The sequence below is a fragment of the Arthrobacter sp. 05T444 genome (assembly GCF_056395905.1).
In genome coordinates this window covers 19,471-33,292 of record NZ_JBFTKK010000020.1, presented here as the reverse complement: position 1 = coordinate 33,292, position 13,822 = coordinate 19,471, and the positions used below count along the sequence as shown (strand labels likewise).

The 13,822-nt window shown below is 66.2% G+C and carries 11 protein-coding genes and 1 pseudogene; 6 read left to right on the top strand and 6 right to left on the bottom strand.

Annotation, left to right across the window (positions count from 1 at the left end; all coding sequences use genetic code 11):
- Nucleotides 1–21 precede the first annotated feature (21 nt).
- A complete protein-coding gene (locus AC1DD3_RS17285; protein ID WP_230119346.1) occupies nucleotides 22–714 on the bottom strand; it encodes a GNAT family N-acetyltransferase in 693 nt (230 codons plus the stop codon).
- 151 nt (nucleotides 715–865) lie between these two features.
- Here AC1DD3_RS17285 and trhO point away from each other — a divergent pair, with 151 nt between their 5' ends.
- Complete coding sequence (trhO, locus tag AC1DD3_RS17280; RefSeq protein WP_230119345.1) at nucleotides 866–1,759, top strand: oxygen-dependent tRNA uridine(34) hydroxylase TrhO; 894 nt, start codon at nucleotides 866–868, stop codon at nucleotides 1,757–1,759.
- Between the two features lie 50 nt (nucleotides 1,760–1,809).
- On the opposite strand, the gene AC1DD3_RS17275 is transcribed toward trhO, so the two are convergent.
- From AC1DD3_RS17275 to AC1DD3_RS17260, 4 genes are all read right to left on the bottom strand, one after another.
- The gene (locus AC1DD3_RS17275) at nucleotides 1,810–2,379 is read right to left on the bottom strand and encodes a hypothetical protein (RefSeq protein WP_230119344.1); all 570 of its coding nucleotides are present in this window, start codon (nucleotides 2,377–2,379) and stop codon (nucleotides 1,810–1,812) included.
- Between the two features lie 69 nt (nucleotides 2,380–2,448).
- Nucleotides 2,449–2,892 carry a hypothetical protein gene (locus AC1DD3_RS17270; protein ID WP_230119343.1) on the bottom strand — a complete coding sequence of 148 codons (444 nt, stop codon included), beginning with the start codon at nucleotides 2,890–2,892 and terminating at the stop codon, nucleotides 2,449–2,451.
- Between the two features lie 88 nt (nucleotides 2,893–2,980).
- Nucleotides 2,981–4,138 (bottom strand): PheS-related mystery ligase SrmL, encoded by a 1,158-nt coding sequence (gene srmL, locus AC1DD3_RS17265; protein ID WP_476882146.1) that lies wholly within the window; start codon nucleotides 4,136–4,138, stop codon nucleotides 2,981–2,983.
- A 205-nt stretch (nucleotides 4,139–4,343) separates the two neighbouring features.
- Nucleotides 4,344–4,904 (bottom strand): hypothetical protein, encoded by a 561-nt coding sequence (locus tag AC1DD3_RS17260; protein ID WP_230121458.1) that lies wholly within the window; start codon nucleotides 4,902–4,904, stop codon nucleotides 4,344–4,346.
- Nucleotides 4,905–4,946: 42 nt separating this feature from the next.
- Between AC1DD3_RS17260 and AC1DD3_RS17255 the strand changes: the two genes are divergently transcribed.
- The gene (locus tag AC1DD3_RS17255) at nucleotides 4,947–6,584 is read left to right on the top strand and encodes a DUF7059 domain-containing protein (RefSeq protein ID WP_230121457.1); all 1,638 of its coding nucleotides are present in this window, start codon (nucleotides 4,947–4,949) and stop codon (nucleotides 6,582–6,584) included.
- Between the two features lie 141 nt (nucleotides 6,585–6,725).
- On the opposite strand, the pseudogene AC1DD3_RS17250 reads toward AC1DD3_RS17255, so the two are convergent.
- A pseudogene (locus AC1DD3_RS17250) lies at nucleotides 6,726–7,778 on the bottom strand (MFS transporter); the annotation flags it as partial.
- 286 nt (nucleotides 7,779–8,064) lie between these two features.
- Between AC1DD3_RS17250 and AC1DD3_RS17245 the strand changes: the two are divergent.
- From AC1DD3_RS17245 to AC1DD3_RS17230, 4 genes are all read left to right on the top strand, one after another.
- On the top strand, nucleotides 8,065–8,760 hold the full coding sequence (locus tag AC1DD3_RS17245) for an ArsR/SmtB family transcription factor (RefSeq protein ID WP_230121456.1): 696 nt from the start codon (nucleotides 8,065–8,067) through the stop codon (nucleotides 8,758–8,760).
- A 126-nt stretch (nucleotides 8,761–8,886) separates the two neighbouring features.
- Nucleotides 8,887–11,625: a type I DNA topoisomerase gene (gene topA, locus AC1DD3_RS17240; RefSeq protein WP_230121455.1), complete on the top strand. Its 2,739-nt coding sequence runs from the start codon at nucleotides 8,887–8,889 to the stop codon at nucleotides 11,623–11,625.
- Between the two features lie 183 nt (nucleotides 11,626–11,808).
- A complete protein-coding gene (locus AC1DD3_RS17235; protein ID WP_230120997.1) occupies nucleotides 11,809–12,258 on the top strand; it encodes an SseB family protein in 450 nt (149 codons plus the stop codon).
- 80 nt (nucleotides 12,259–12,338) lie between these two features.
- Complete coding sequence (locus AC1DD3_RS17230; protein ID WP_230120999.1) at nucleotides 12,339–13,331, top strand: Ppx/GppA phosphatase family protein; 993 nt, start codon at nucleotides 12,339–12,341, stop codon at nucleotides 13,329–13,331.
- The last annotated feature ends 491 nt before the right edge of the window (nucleotides 13,332–13,822 follow it).

Here is a 13,822-nt window from a genome sequence, read left to right as displayed (position 1 = left end):
GCCGTCAGATCAAGAGAAGCGTCAGGCCACCGAGAGGTCGGCGCCCTCGTTGGAGGCAGAGAGCAACAGGACATGGCACACCGAGGTCCAGCCAAGGTGTGAATACAGCTTTTGCCCGTCCAGTGAGGCAAGCAGCAGGCCGTCTTCCACATCGTGCGCAAACGCTTGGGCAGCGAGGGCCTTCATGATGAAGCTGCCCAGTCCACGGCGCTGGAAGTCCGGCTCTGTCACGATCTTGTCGAAGACTGCGGTCCCGTTGATGACGCACACCTGTCCGCTGGCTGCGAGGGCATCGCCTGCCCGCACCACAGCATGGTGCACGCCGTTGGACTCGGATGTTTCCAGTTTCAGTTCGTCGTCGGAAAGCCACGGATCCTCGGCGTCCTGGGTCTCCATGTCCACCACCATCATGCTCTGGGACGCTGATGTCACATTCAGCCCATGCTGCTGTGCCAGGACTTTGTAGCGACCAACGTCATTGGTCAGGATGGTAAGCACCCGTGCCGGCGCCTCGGCCGTCGTGGCTGCCAGCGTGGCGAACTCGGTGTCGGAGGGATCGGAAGCGAAATATTCCCAGTCCCCGGTAGTGTCTGCGCGCAGGGCGGCAGGAAAGCGCCCCTCAGTGCGCGTCTCATAGCCCCGGCAACCAGCCCAGCCAGCTACCCAGACTTCCAGCAGATGAGTGATGTCTCCAACCATGGCTTCTGGCGTCATGTGATGAGACTATTCCAGCGTTGTCACAAGTAACAGGGCTTTGACACTTGCTTATGCAATTGTGATCGGTGAAGCCGGCTGCACCGCGACGGCGTCCCCGCCCCGCACCTCCGATTCCGCTGCCTTCCCCGCAGCCAGTACCCTTAAATACGTGGCTTTGAACCGAATCGTGCTCTTTTACGGCTTTACCCCCATCGCTGACCCCGACGCCGTCAGGCTCTGGCAGCGCGCCCTCTGCGAGAAGCTGGGGCTGACGGGACGCATCCTGATTTCCAAGGACGGCATCAACGCCACCGTGGGCGGTGAGCTCAACGCCGTCAAGCAGTACGTGAAGACGACTCGCGAATACAAGGGGTTCCACGGCGTCGACGTGAAATGGTCGGAGGGCGGGGCCGATGACTTTCCGCGGCTGAGCGTCAAGGTCCGCGACGAGGTCGTCTCCTTCGGCGCCCCGGGCGAGCTGAGGGTCGACGAAAACGGCGTCGTGGGCGGCGGAACGCACCTCAAGCCGGAGGAACTCCACGAACTGGTGGACGCGAAGAAGGAGAACGGCGAGGACGTCGTTTTCTTCGACGGCCGTAATGCGTTCGAGGCGCAGATCGGAAAATTCAAGGACGCGATTGTCCCGGACGTCGCCACCACCCACGATTTCATCAAGGAACTAGAGTCCGGCAAGTACGACTCCATCAAGGACAAGCCGGTAGTCACCTACTGCACCGGCGGAATCCGCTGCGAGGTGCTCTCCAGCCTCATGGTGAACCGCGGATTCAAGGAGGTTTACCAGCTCGACGGCGGCATCGTCCGGTATGGCGAAACGTTCAAGGACCAGGGCCTGTGGGAGGGCTCGCTGTACGTCTTCGACAAGCGGATGCATCTTGAATTCAGCGAAGATGCCAAGACCGTCGGCGAGTGTGTCCGCTGCGCCGCGCCCACCAGCAAGTTCGAAAACTGCTCCAACCTGAGCTGTCGCACGCTCACGCTGTACTGCGCCGAGTGCGCCTCCAGCCCCGAGACCCTGCGCTGCCCGGATGGCTGCGCTGCCTGACGGCTGCGGGGCGCCTTACAGCTGCGCTGCCGGACGGCCGGAAGCCCCGGTCAGATCCGGCTAACGCGGTAGGCGAAGTTGGCGTCGTCCCTCGCCTCCACGGTCACGTGCAGCACTGAATCCTTCGACACGTGCACCACATTGACCCGTGACGTCCCGCAGCGCAGGCTCAGGTCCACGAGGGCGAACTCGGAGTCGCGCACCGTGAAGCTGACTCTCCGCTCGCTGCGGCAGGCGAGCGTCAGGGAATACGTGCCGCTGGGCAGTTGTCCCGTGGACTCTGTCTTCTCTTCCCCGCCCTCGACAGTCCCGTAGCTGGTGCGGAAAACCTGCCCCTCTGCATCCGGCAGTACCTCCTTCGCCCACGCATCGAGCTCGGCGCCGGCCACGGGCAGGTTCTCCAGCGGGTCCCGCGGCAGCGCCGGATCCGTCACGGCGGGGAAGGTGCCGGCCGGCAGCTCGCCCCGGCCGTCGTCGTAGCTGTATTCGCAGCCGCTCAGAAAGGCACCCGCAGCCAGCGCAAGGGAAAGCACGACGGCGGCTGCCGGGGTCCGCACCAGCGGCACCCGCGGTGCCCGCCTGAAGAGATGATGCACGGAGACCATCCGCACAGAGGGCATACACCGACTTTATGCCCGCCGGTGGCACGAGGCCATAGGCGGAAGCAGCTCCCCGAAAAAGCGCGCCGGCTACTTCGCCGGCACCAACTGATACGCGTAAATCAGCGGGGCGTCAACGCTGGACGCGCTGATCTCCAGCGGCCCCGGCTGGGCTACCGTGATCTTCGTTATCTCGCGGCTGCCGTTGCACGCAGCCCCGGCGTCCACCATGGGCTTCCCCGCCAGCGACACGGCAAAGAACGCCTTCCCTCCGCCTTCGCAGGTCACGGTCAGCGTGTAGCGGCCGGCCGGAACGCTGGCCGCCTCCTGGTTGATCCGGTCCCGGTTGAGGATCTTGCCGGCATCCTCGAGGACCGTGCCGCCGGCAGACGGCAGCGCGGTGGCCTTCCATGCAGGAACGTCGGCGTTTTCAATCGACACAACGGGTGAGCAGGCCGGCACGGCCAGCAGGATGGAGGCAACCGCAGCCGCCCCTGACAGGACACGGAGCATCGAAGAGAAACGTTCAGCCATGCCTCCAACCTACCTGCTGCACGCCCAAGGTTCCGTCCCCTTCAGACGCCTCCGGAGTCAGCCCACCTGGCGGCACCCCTCCGGCCGGTTATCCGGCGATCAGTTCCAGTACTTGGCCCTGATGCAGCGCCAGATAGACGCGGTCGCGGAGCCCGTTGGCCTCCGTGTGGGTGAGCGTCCGGTCCAGAGGCTGCAGCACGAGGCGCAGCAGCACGTTCACCTGGCCGGGCCTGATGTGGAGACGGTCGACGGCGGCCGGCGGCAGCTCCGCCGTCGGCGTCACCGCCCTGACTTCCAAGGCCGCGAGGACATCTGCATCCCTGCCGAGCGCAGCGCGGGCGGCGTCACCCAGGAGTTCGGCGTCGGCGTCGGCCGGGTCGGTGATGACCAGGGAGAGGTCCCGGTTCACACCGGGCATCACCGAAATGGCCCGGTACGGCTGCAGGTCCAGGAGCTGTGACCGGACCGCGGGAATGCCGGACCGCAGAAGGCGGATGTCACCGACGCCTTTGTTCAGCATGAGCGCCCGGTCGAGACCCATCCCCAGAGCCAGTCCGGCCCAGCGCCGCGGGTCAAGGCCGGAACCGCGGAGCACCGGCGCCGCAACCAGGCCGCACTCCGCCAGCTCCAGCCATTCGCGGGTGCCGTCAGGCATGGTGGCCAGCACATCCAGCTGCTGGCCTGCCGCGGTGTAGCTGTGGGTTGACGGCGTCGCACGCCATTGCACATCCGGATTCTCCGCGGCCGGCAGCACAGCTTCCACCACTGCGGCCATCATCGTCTGGAGGTCACCGGCACCCAGGAGTCCGCGGGACTTGATCCGCCACAAATCAACCTGGTGCGGGGCGCCGACGTGAGTGCGGTCTGCCGCGTCGCGCCGGTACACCAGCCCTGGCAGGATGTGCAGCCGGTCGTAGTGGCCCAGTTCCCCGCGGAGCGAGTCCAGGAGCGCCGGAACTCCGGCCGATGTGTGGCTGCGCAGCATCACGGTGGGACTGACGTGGCGGGAGTAGCGCGAATCACGGGTGACGTCTCCAGCCGAATACCCCAGCCGGTCATAGTTGTCCGAGGTGGCCACCAGGGGGCTGGCACGGTGCGTGTCCGAACCGATGTTCCACAGCCGCTCCAGGGCTGTAGTGATGCGGTCGAGCAGCAACTGCATAGCGTGGGGACCTTCCGCCGGGTCGGAGAGATCGCGGAGGGCGAGGGCGGAGTTGAGCTCGGTGGGGGAGAGATACTTTTTCATGACGGGTCCTTCAAATCTGGGGCGGGAGGGGGCGGATTCACCCTCAGCCGCTGCACCGGACGGACCCCGGCTGCTGCAGTTAGTCGCGCGACAGGAAGCCCGTGCGGCCGGAAAGCGGCCGAGGGCTGATAAATCGCTGCTGCAGTTGCATACGGCTATGGTACGCCCGCGGGCCGCCGTCAGGTTCGCGGGCCGGCTGTCCCCGTCAGTGGCCGGAGTGCCGCGGTGCCACAAAAGAGACAAGTCTGTCTGCCTCCCGCAGCGCCTCTGCCATGCCGGCCGAGCTGGCAAAGACCTGCTCGTCCCGGGACTCAAGACGGACGGGGATCAGTTCAGCCCGTGCGGACGGAGCTCGCTCCGAGGAGCCCGGTTCCGAAGGTGGCGTCGCGGGGCCGTGGCCAGCTGGCGCATTCTGCTCCTCCCGCTCAGCGGCCTTTTCCGACAGGGTGAGCGCATCGATCTTGGCACCGCCGATCTTGTCCAGCATCTCGTAGTCCTCCGGGGTGCACAGATCGCTGCCGGCCAAGTGTTTGAGCGCAATGAGGCCTACGACGGCCCTGCTGAAATCGCGGTCCATCGCTAGATCGATAGCCCACTGGGTGCGCTGCCACCACTGGTCCCGGCGGTCCGCTTCACGCCGCTGGGCGAGCGTCCGCCAGCCGATCCAGCCGGCGATGGCAGCCGCCACCAACGTGCTGAGCGGAGTGAATGCCGCCACGTACTGAAGCCATCCTGGATCAGCCGCCGTTGCCTGGGTGCCGAACATGGCCCCACTCTAGTCTTCCGTTCCGACAAATAGACTGGCCCGGTGACCGAATCCAAGCCCTTCACCGCCGGCAACACTCCCGACGCTCCCCGCAGCGACCGCCCCGACCTCCTGAACGCACTCGCCGCGGACCTGCGTGAAGTTGGTTACACGGTGGACGGTGTGGCCGAACTGCTGGGCCCGTCCGCGTACACGGCCCTGAACCGGGACCAGCTCATCCCCGCGCTGATCGTCACCGAAGCAGCTGCCCAGGGCGAGCCGCGCACCGCGGCGCTCGCCGCCGTCGTGCGTTTCTGGCTGCTGGCCGTTCCGCAGGACGTTAAGGTACTCGACGCCGCCCTCCCGCGGACCCGGACGGAGGGTCTGGTAGCGCTCGGGCTGGCGGAGGCTGCGGAGGCTGCGGCGGCCGTGGTTTCGGCTGCGGCGGATCTCCGGCCGTACGGCTGGGACTCGAATGAGGACGGCAGCGGCGGGGCGGAACTCTGGGTGGCCAGCGACCTCGCCGCGCACCAGCGCCCCGGCGTGCTCCGGCACGACCACGTCCTGGGCATCGGGCAGGCCTCCACCACGCTGGTGCAAACCACCATCCGGCGCCACGCGGCCAAGGCCCTGGACCTGGGAACGGGCTGCGGCATCCAGACCTTCCACCTGCTGCACCACAGTGAGCACGTCACCGCCACCGACATCTCGGAGCGCGCCCTGGCCTTCACACGCTTCAATATCCTGCTCAACGCTGATGCCCTCCACGTGGACCCGGCGCGGCCGGAGGACCGGGTAAGCCTGCTTCGTGGGTCGCTGCTGGAGCCGGTGGCCGGAGAGCTGTTCGACGTCGTGGTGTCCAACCCGCCCTTCGTCATCACGCCGAGGACCACCGGAGAGGCCGCCGGAGACCAGTTCACCTACCGCGACGGCGGCCTGCCGGGGGACGACATCGTGGCGTCACTGGTCAGTTCCCTGCCGGACGTGCTGGCGCCAGGCGGAACAGCCCAGCTTTTGGGCAACTGGGAGATCACGGCGGGGAAGTCATGGGAGGAACGGCCGCAAAGCTGGACCAGCCCGGACACTGACGTGTGGTTCATCCAGCGCGAGCAGGTGGGGCCGGAGCAGTACGCCGAAACCTGGCTGCAGGATGCCTCGGAAAACCGCGACCGGAAGCACTACCAGGTCGCCTACGCCGCCTACCTGGACGACTTCGCGTCGCGGAACGTGGACGGGGTGGGCTTCGGAATGATCTGGCTCCGGCGGCCTGCTGCCGGCACGCGCAGGGTCTATCGGTTCGAGGAGATCACGTATCCGATCGAGCAGCCGGTGGGGCCCCACCTGGGTGCCGCCGTCGGCCGCGCCGACTGGCTGGCAGCCAACGAAATCTCCGCCGCGCACCTCGTGGTGGCGGACGACGTCACCGAAGAACGCCACCAGAGACCGGGCGCCGAGCACCCTGGCGTCATCCTCCTGCGCCAGGGTGCCGGGCTCCGGCGGACCAACCTGCTGAGCACCGAACTTGCCGGCTTCGTCTCAGCGTGCGACGGCGACCTCTCCGCCGGGCAGATCATCGGCGCCCTTGAGGCCCTGCTGGGCGGGCACGAGGGATTCGACGGCGATGCCTTCCGGGCTCGGCTGCTCACCGACGTGGCGAACCTGGTCCGCGACGGTTTCCTGCTTCCCCTGGAGGGGTTCTAGCCCGGACGGTGGCACGCCCGGTGCTGCACCGCCCGCCGCACCGTCCGGTAGTGCGCCGGGTGCGGCGCCTTTGCCGCCGAAGCGGGGCAGGACGTAGGCCGCCAGCGCCAACGCAACGGCGACGCCCGCTGCGCCCGTGACGAGGAAGCTGGCCCGGATCGGGACCACGGCCCCGAGCAGTCCGCCCAGTGCCAGCGCGGCGATGGACACCGCCCGGGTCAGGCCGCCCACGATGGCCATAGCCTGCCCCCGGCCGCTCTCCGGAACGCGCAGGATGGTGATGGCGGCGAAGCAGGCATTCAACGCGCCGCAGGCCAGGCCCATGGCTGTGTAGGCCGCAAACAGCCAGAGGACGTCCGGAGCGAGCCCCATGATCCCGAGGAACACCGATGTCAGGACCATGGCCGCCAGCAGTATCCGCAGCCTCGACCCTTCGGTGCGGATACGGCCGGCCAGGGCGGCTCCCGCCGCCATGCCCAATCCGAATGCGGCTGCCAGCAGGCCGTACTGGGTTTCCGTGGCGCCGAGTTCGGCGCGGGCCAGGAACACCTCCAGGACATTGGTTGCCTCGCCCACCGTGATGTAGAAGAGGGCACCCAGCACCAGCGCCCAAACGAGGCTGTCCCTGCGGATGAACCGGTACCCGTCAAGGAGCGCAGGTTTCGCCCTGCCGGCCTGCTCAACGGCACCTGCCCTCCTCGTTCCTACCAGGGCCGCGCCCGCGCCCATGGCCACGTAACAGCCGCTCGCCACAGCGAAGACCAGCCCGGTGCCTCCCCAGCCGCTCAGCAGCCCGCCCGCGGCCGGGCCCGCCATCCCGGCAATCATCATCGTCGCCTGCATCGTGCCCAGTGCCCGAGGCGTCCGGTCCTCCCCGACGATCCGGGGCAACAGCGCCTGCCAGGTGGGCCCAGCCACCGCTTGGGCCGCATCTAGCAGGAAAGTCATGGCGAACAGCACGGGGATGCGGATGTCGGAAGACTCCATTCCGACGCCCATAACCGCCACTGCCACCGCGCTGACCACCGATGACCCAACCGCCAGCGTTCTTGAGTCCTTCGTGTCTGCCAGGCGCCCCGTCCACGGGGCAAGGATCACGAGCGGCAGTGCCGAGCACAGAAGATAGCCGGCCACGAGCCACGGGCCGGGAACAGGAGCGCTCCCGCTCGCCGCCGTCTCCTGAAGATGCAGCATGACCGAAACGACGACGGCGCCCATGCCTGCCGTTGCCATGAACCGCGCGCTGCTCGCGATCACGAAGTCACGGTTGCGCCAGAGGGCCTGCGCAGCCGACGCAGAAGAATCAGCCGGGGAAGGGGCCGCGGAGGAAGCCGTGGCAGGCGCACCCTCAGCACGAGAAGCATCAGCCGCATCCGGCGAGCTATGAAGGGTTTCTTTCATAACTGTGAAAGTACTCTTTCAGGATTAGTGATGTCAAGCATTTCTTTCATAACCTGACCGTGCTGGCTAGACTTGGAGGGTGAGTACAGACACGCCCTCGGCGGAGCCCGCCAACAAGACGACTTCCCCCGCCGAGGAGAAGCATCCTAAGCGCAGGCCCCGCCCGGAAAAGAAAGTGGAGATCACCGACCCCAAGGCAATCCGGGCGTTGGCCCATGCTGCCCGGCTGGAAGTCATTTCGGAGCTGTACTCCACCCAGTCCAGCCGCACGGCCACCGAGCTTGCGCAGCAGACTGGCCTCACGCCGAGTGCGATGAGCTACCACCTGAGGGCGTTGCAAAAGTGGGGGATCGTGGTGCCGGCGGAGACCGCGGGGGATGCGCGCGAACGGCGCTGGAAGGCGGCCGGCAGCGACTTCACCATCAACTCGGGCGGCGGGGTGGCCAGCCCCGACTTCGCCGTGGTCGACCTCGAACTGCAGGCATTCCGCCGCCGCGCCAACGCATACGCCAGGACCCGGGACGAGCAGCGGAACAGCGGCGAGTCCGCCGAGCCTTCGATGGCGGTGGTGCTGGCCACTGACCTTTTATACCTGACGCCCGGACAGCGCCGTGAACTCACCGAAAAGGTCTTTGAACTGCTGCGCGACTACGAGCTTGAGGACCCCAATGACGTTCCGCCCGGGGCCGAGCGGATTGCCACCATGTGGTCCATGATTCCGGACGACCGGTCCCCGTCGGGAAGTGGCCGCGATGGTGCCGCCGCCGGCGGTTAATTAGGTTTGCTTGGCAGTGACAGCGGCCACGTGTTTTCCACATGACAGCGCATGATTCTGCAAAATATGGTGAACTAGGCCAATATGGGCTCATCTGCCCGAGCAACCTTTTTCTGTAGGAGCACTGTGCCAAGCAAGGCCAAAACCGGCAAGAAACTCGTGATCGTGGAGTCTCCGGCCAAGAGCAAGACCATCGCCAAGTACCTGGGCGAGGGCTTCATCGTAGAGGCCTCCATCGGTCACATCCGCGACCTGCCGCAGCCTTCCGAACTCCCGGCAGAACTGAAGAAGACCTCCGTGGGCAAGTTCGCCGTCGACGTCGAAAACGGATTCAAGCCGTACTACGTGGTGTCTCCGGACAAGAAGAAAAAGGTGGCCGAACTCAAGGCCCAGCTCAAGGACGCCGACGCTCTCTATCTCGCAACCGATGGGGACCGCGAGGGCGAAGCCATCGCGTGGCACCTGCTGGAGGTCCTCAAACCCAAGGTCCCGGTGTACCGGATGACCTTCGGCGAAATCACCAAGGAAGCGATCCACCGCGCCATGGACAACCTGCGCGACGTCGACGCCGCGCTGGTTGATGCCCAGGAGACCCGCCGCATCCTGGACCGCCTTTACGGCTACGAGATCTCCCCGGTGCTGTGGCGCAAGGTGGCCCGCGGGCTGTCCGCCGGGCGCGTGCAGTCCGTGGTGACCCGCATGGTGGTTGACCGTGAACGGGAACGCATGGCCTTCAAGTCGGCGTCCTACTGGGACCTGACCGGCCAGTTCGGCGCGGACTCCGGCTCGTTCAAAGCCAAGCTCGCCGCGGTTGACGGCGCCAAGGTTGCCACCGGCCGGGACTTTAACGACGCCGGCGAACTCACCTCGCGCAATGCCGCCCACCTCAACGAGGAACTCGCCACGTCGCTCGCGGCCGGGCTCCAGAACGCCGAATTCCGTGTCCGCTCGCTTGACACGAAGCCGTACACCCGCCGTCCCGCGGCCCCGTTCACGACCTCCACGCTCCAGCAGGAAGCCGGGCGCAAGCTCCGGTTCTCCTCCAAGAGCACCATGCAGATCGCCCAGCGCCTGTACGAAAACGGCTACATCACCTATATGCGTACCGACTCCTCGGCGCTGAGCGACGAAGCCGTTACGGCCGCGCGCCGCCAGGCCTCCGAGCTGTACGGCCCCGAGTACATTCCGCAGTCACCGCGCGTCTACACCAGCAAGGCGGCCAACGCGCAGGAAGCCCACGAGGCCATCCGCCCCGCCGGTGACTCGTTCCGCACGCCGGCGCAGGTAGCCAAGCAGCTCTCCGGCGACGAATTCCGGCTCTACGAGCTCATCTGGAAGCGCACCGTCGCCTCCCAGATGGGCGACGCCAAGGGCTCCACGGCCACCATCCGGCTTGGTGCGGTGGCTGTAAGTGGCGCGGCCGAAGGCCGCGACGCCGAGTTCTCGGCGTCCGGCACCGTCATCACCTTCCCCGGCTTCCTCGCCGCCTACGAGGAAGGCAAGGACGAAAGCCGCGGAGACGACGAGTCCGAGGAAGCACGCCGCCTGCCGAACGTGGCCAAGGGCGACGCCCTCACCGCGTCGGAAATCCTGGCCGTAGGCCACGAAACCTCGCCGCCGCCGCGCTTCACCGAAGCGTCGCTGACTGCGGAGCTGGAAAAGAAGGGCATCGGGCGCCCGTCCACGTACGCCTCCACGATCTCCACCATCCAGGACCGCGGCTACGTGCGGAAGCAGGGGTCTGCCCTGGTTCCCAGCTGGATCGCGTTCTCGGTGATCCGTTTGCTTGAACAGCACTTCCACGACTACGTGGACTATGAGTTCACGGCGGACATGGAAGGCGACCTGGATAAGATCGCCAACGGCCAGGCCGTCGGCGCAGCCTGGCTAAAGCACTTCTACTACGGTGAAGACGCCGACCCCGGCCTGTTGAGCATCGTGAACAACCTTGGCGAAATTGACGCCCGTGAAATCAACTCGGTGCCCATCGCCGAGGGCATCACGCTGCGCGTCGGCAAGTTCGGGCCTTACCTCGAAAGCTCCGTGCCCACGGTTGACCCCAAGACCGGCGAAGTCGTCGAGTCCGCCCGTGCCAACGTCCCCGAAGACCTGGCCCCGGACGAGCTCACCGCTGCCAAGGCCATTGAGCTGATGGAGACCGCGGCTCCCGAGGAGCGGGTCCTCGGCGCCGATCCTCACACGGGACACACCGTTGTGGCTAAGAACGGCCGCTACGGCGCCTACGTCACCGAGGTCATTCCGGAGATGACGGAAGAGCAGCTGGCCAACCAGCCGGTGGAGTACTACAAGAACGGCAAGCCCAAACCGCCGAAGAAGCCTGTGAAGGCCAAGCCGCGTACCGGTTCGCTGTTCGCGTCCATGACCGTTGACACCATCACCCTCGATGAGGCTCTTCAGCTCATGAGCCTTCCGCGGGTCCTGGGCCAGGATGCCGAAGGAAATCCGATCACCGTACAGAACGGCCGCTTCGGCCCGTACCTGAAGAAGGGAACGGACTCACGGTCCATCGGCTCTGAAGAGGAAATCTTCACCATCACACTGGAACAGGCTCTGGAGATCTACTCGCAGCCGAAGCAGCGCGGTGCACGCGCGGCCGTGCCGCCGCTGGCGGAGTTCGGCCCGGACCCGGTCTCGGAGAAGAACATCGTGGTGAAGGAAGGCCGTTTCGGCCCGTATATCACTGACGGCGTCACCAACATCACCGTGCCCCGAAGCACCTCACTGGAGGAACTCACTCGGGAACGCGCCGTCGAGCTTTTGGCCGAAAAGCGGGCCAAGGGCCCGGTCAAACGGACCACCACCACACGCAAGGCTCCGGCCAAGAAGGCGACAGCGAAGAAGTAACGCCTGGCCGCCGGTTGAGCTTGGGGCCACGACCGCAGGGTTCCCTGACCGAGCTTGCGAGGTTAGGGTGCGGGTGGGGAGCGAAACCTGGGTCTCGACGCGCTCGACCGGCGGTGGGCCGGGCGGGTGGAGCGCGGGCGGGCCGGAATTGCACCCGGCTCCGCAACGTGATCGAGTAGATACATGACTGAACAGACCGGTACCGCAGACACCACGCCTCTGAACGACCTCGAAGAGAAGCTGGCCCAGGGGGACCGGCAGGACGCCAACCCTGTGGACGTCATCCTGTCGTTCCTCAACAACGAGGTCTACATCATCAGCTCCGACGCCCTCGAAGGCGAAGATTCCCAGGTTGAGCCGCTGGTGCTGGGCAACGCCGAGGGCCAGCCGGTCCTGGCCGTGTTCTCACACCCAAGCCGCGTCGACCCGGAGTACCTCGAGGCGGCCCCGAATGTGCTCGGGACCCAGGGTGCAGCCATCATCGCGAACATCGGCGACGAGCTGGGCATGGTCATCAACCCGGGGGCTGCCTATGGGTTCGAAATCAACCCCGAGGGCATCGCCAACATCAAGCGCGACTTCAAGCGCGCCGATGAGGCGGATACCAACCCCGCCGGCCTCGAAGGCGAATAGCTCCCTTCTGCGTCTGTGCAGGCCAGAAATGTGCCTGAACCGATTGCAGCCTCCGCTGCTCCTCGGGGAATAATGGCAGGATGCGGCTAGGCGTCCTTGATATCGGGTCCAACACTGTCCACCTCCTGCTCGTGGACGCGCACCCCGGCGCGCGCCCCGTGCCCTTCGCTTCCCACAAACGGCCGCTGTCCCTCGTGCAGTATCTCGACGGCGACGGCAACATCACCGACGCCGGGCAGCACGAGCTGACCGAGTTCGTCCTTGAGGCGTGGGAGTTTGCCGCGAGGCATAAGGCCGACGACCTGCTGGCATTCTGTACCTCGGCCATCCGGGAAGCCACCAACGGGCCGGCAGTGCTGGCCCGGGTGAAGCACGAGACCACTGTGACGCTGCAGGAACTGACAGGCAGCGAGGAAGCATCCATGACGTTCTTCGCCGTCCGCCGCTGGTACGGCTGGGGGGCGGGCACCATCCTGAACCTGGACATCGGCGGGGGCTCCTTCGAGATGGCATCCGGCGAGGATGAGCTCCCGGAGCTTGCCACGTCCGTGCCTCTCGGCGCCAGCCGCCTCACGCGGGACTGGCTGCACGAGGATCCGCCCTCAGCCAGGAGTGTCAAGGACCTCCGGCGCTACATCCGGGCAACCCTCAAGCCCGCGGCCAAGAGCTTCGACGCGGTCGGGAGGGCCAATGTCGTGGCCGGGACGTCCAAGACGTTCCGTTCGCTGGCCAGGATCGCAGGGGCGGCCCCCAGCGGGGCCGGTCCGTATGTCAAGCGCGAGCTGCACGCCACCGACCTCGGACTGTGGGCCCAGCGGATCTCGGCCATGAAGAGCGAGGACAGGCTGCACCTTCCGGGTGTCTCGGAGGCGCGCGCCAACCAGCTCCTCGCGGGCGTGCTGGTGGCTGAAGCTGCCCTTGAGCTGTTCGAATTCAAGAAGATCAAGATCTGCCCGTGGGCCCTGCGGGAAGGCCTCATCCTGCGGCGCCTGGACCAGCTGGTCTTTGACGGCCCGCTGGAGCCTGCTCCGCACGTCGGGACGCAGCAGTCGGAGCCGCTGGCTGCCGGCTGAGCAGCTTTACACGGCAGGGTTGAGCTGCCTGCCCCTAATGGGCTGTCCTGCCCCTTCATGAGCAGCCCCGCCCTTAAGCGGTGAAGCGCCGGACGGTTTTGCAAGAGGAGCTGGGGGAACACTCCTGCAACCGACCGGCGCCGCGCCGATCCCGAAGGACCGGCTCCATCACTCGCACCTTGTGAGGCACTTACGACGTTAGCGAACGAGAATGTGCGTTCAGGGGGATTTACCTGAAAGGGAGCTGGGAATCCGCGCCACCCTCAGGGCCGGCTTAAAAGCGAAGGCACCGGCGGCCCGCTGCAGGAAAATGGGTAAACCGCTGCAGACCGTCGGTGCCAGGCAAACATCCCCATGCTTGCCTTATCACTCGCACCCTCAATGAGGTACTTCCAAAGTTATGACCCAATGATGTGTGCAGGCTTCAGTGAACATGGGAGCCCGCTGTGAATCCTGCCGGCCTGCATCCGCGGCGGTGAACTGCAATGATG

What these genes read in the sequence shown, in the direction of transcription:
- AC1DD3_RS17285 (WP_230119346.1), bottom strand. Translation starts at nt 714, where the DNA reads ATGACGCCAGAAGCCATGGTTGGAGACATCACTCATCTGCTGGAAGTC.
- AC1DD3_RS17275 (WP_230119344.1), bottom strand. Translation starts at nt 2,379, where the DNA reads ATGCCCTCTGTGCGGATGGTCTCCGTGCATCATCTCTTCAGGCGGGCA.
- AC1DD3_RS17270 (WP_230119343.1), bottom strand. Translation starts at nt 2,892, where the DNA reads ATGGCTGAACGTTTCTCTTCGATGCTCCGTGTCCTGTCAGGGGCGGCT.
- srmL (WP_476882146.1), bottom strand. Translation starts at nt 4,138, where the DNA reads ATGAAAAAGTATCTCTCCCCCACCGAGCTCAACTCCGCCCTCGCCCTC.
- AC1DD3_RS17260 (WP_230121458.1), bottom strand. Translation starts at nt 4,904, where the DNA reads ATGTTCGGCACCCAGGCAACGGCGGCTGATCCAGGATGGCTTCAGTAC.
- AC1DD3_RS17235 (WP_230120997.1), top strand. Translation starts at nt 11,809, where the DNA reads ATGACTGAACAGACCGGTACCGCAGACACCACGCCTCTGAACGACCTC.
- AC1DD3_RS17230 (WP_230120999.1), top strand. Translation starts at nt 12,339, where the DNA reads ATGCGGCTAGGCGTCCTTGATATCGGGTCCAACACTGTCCACCTCCTG.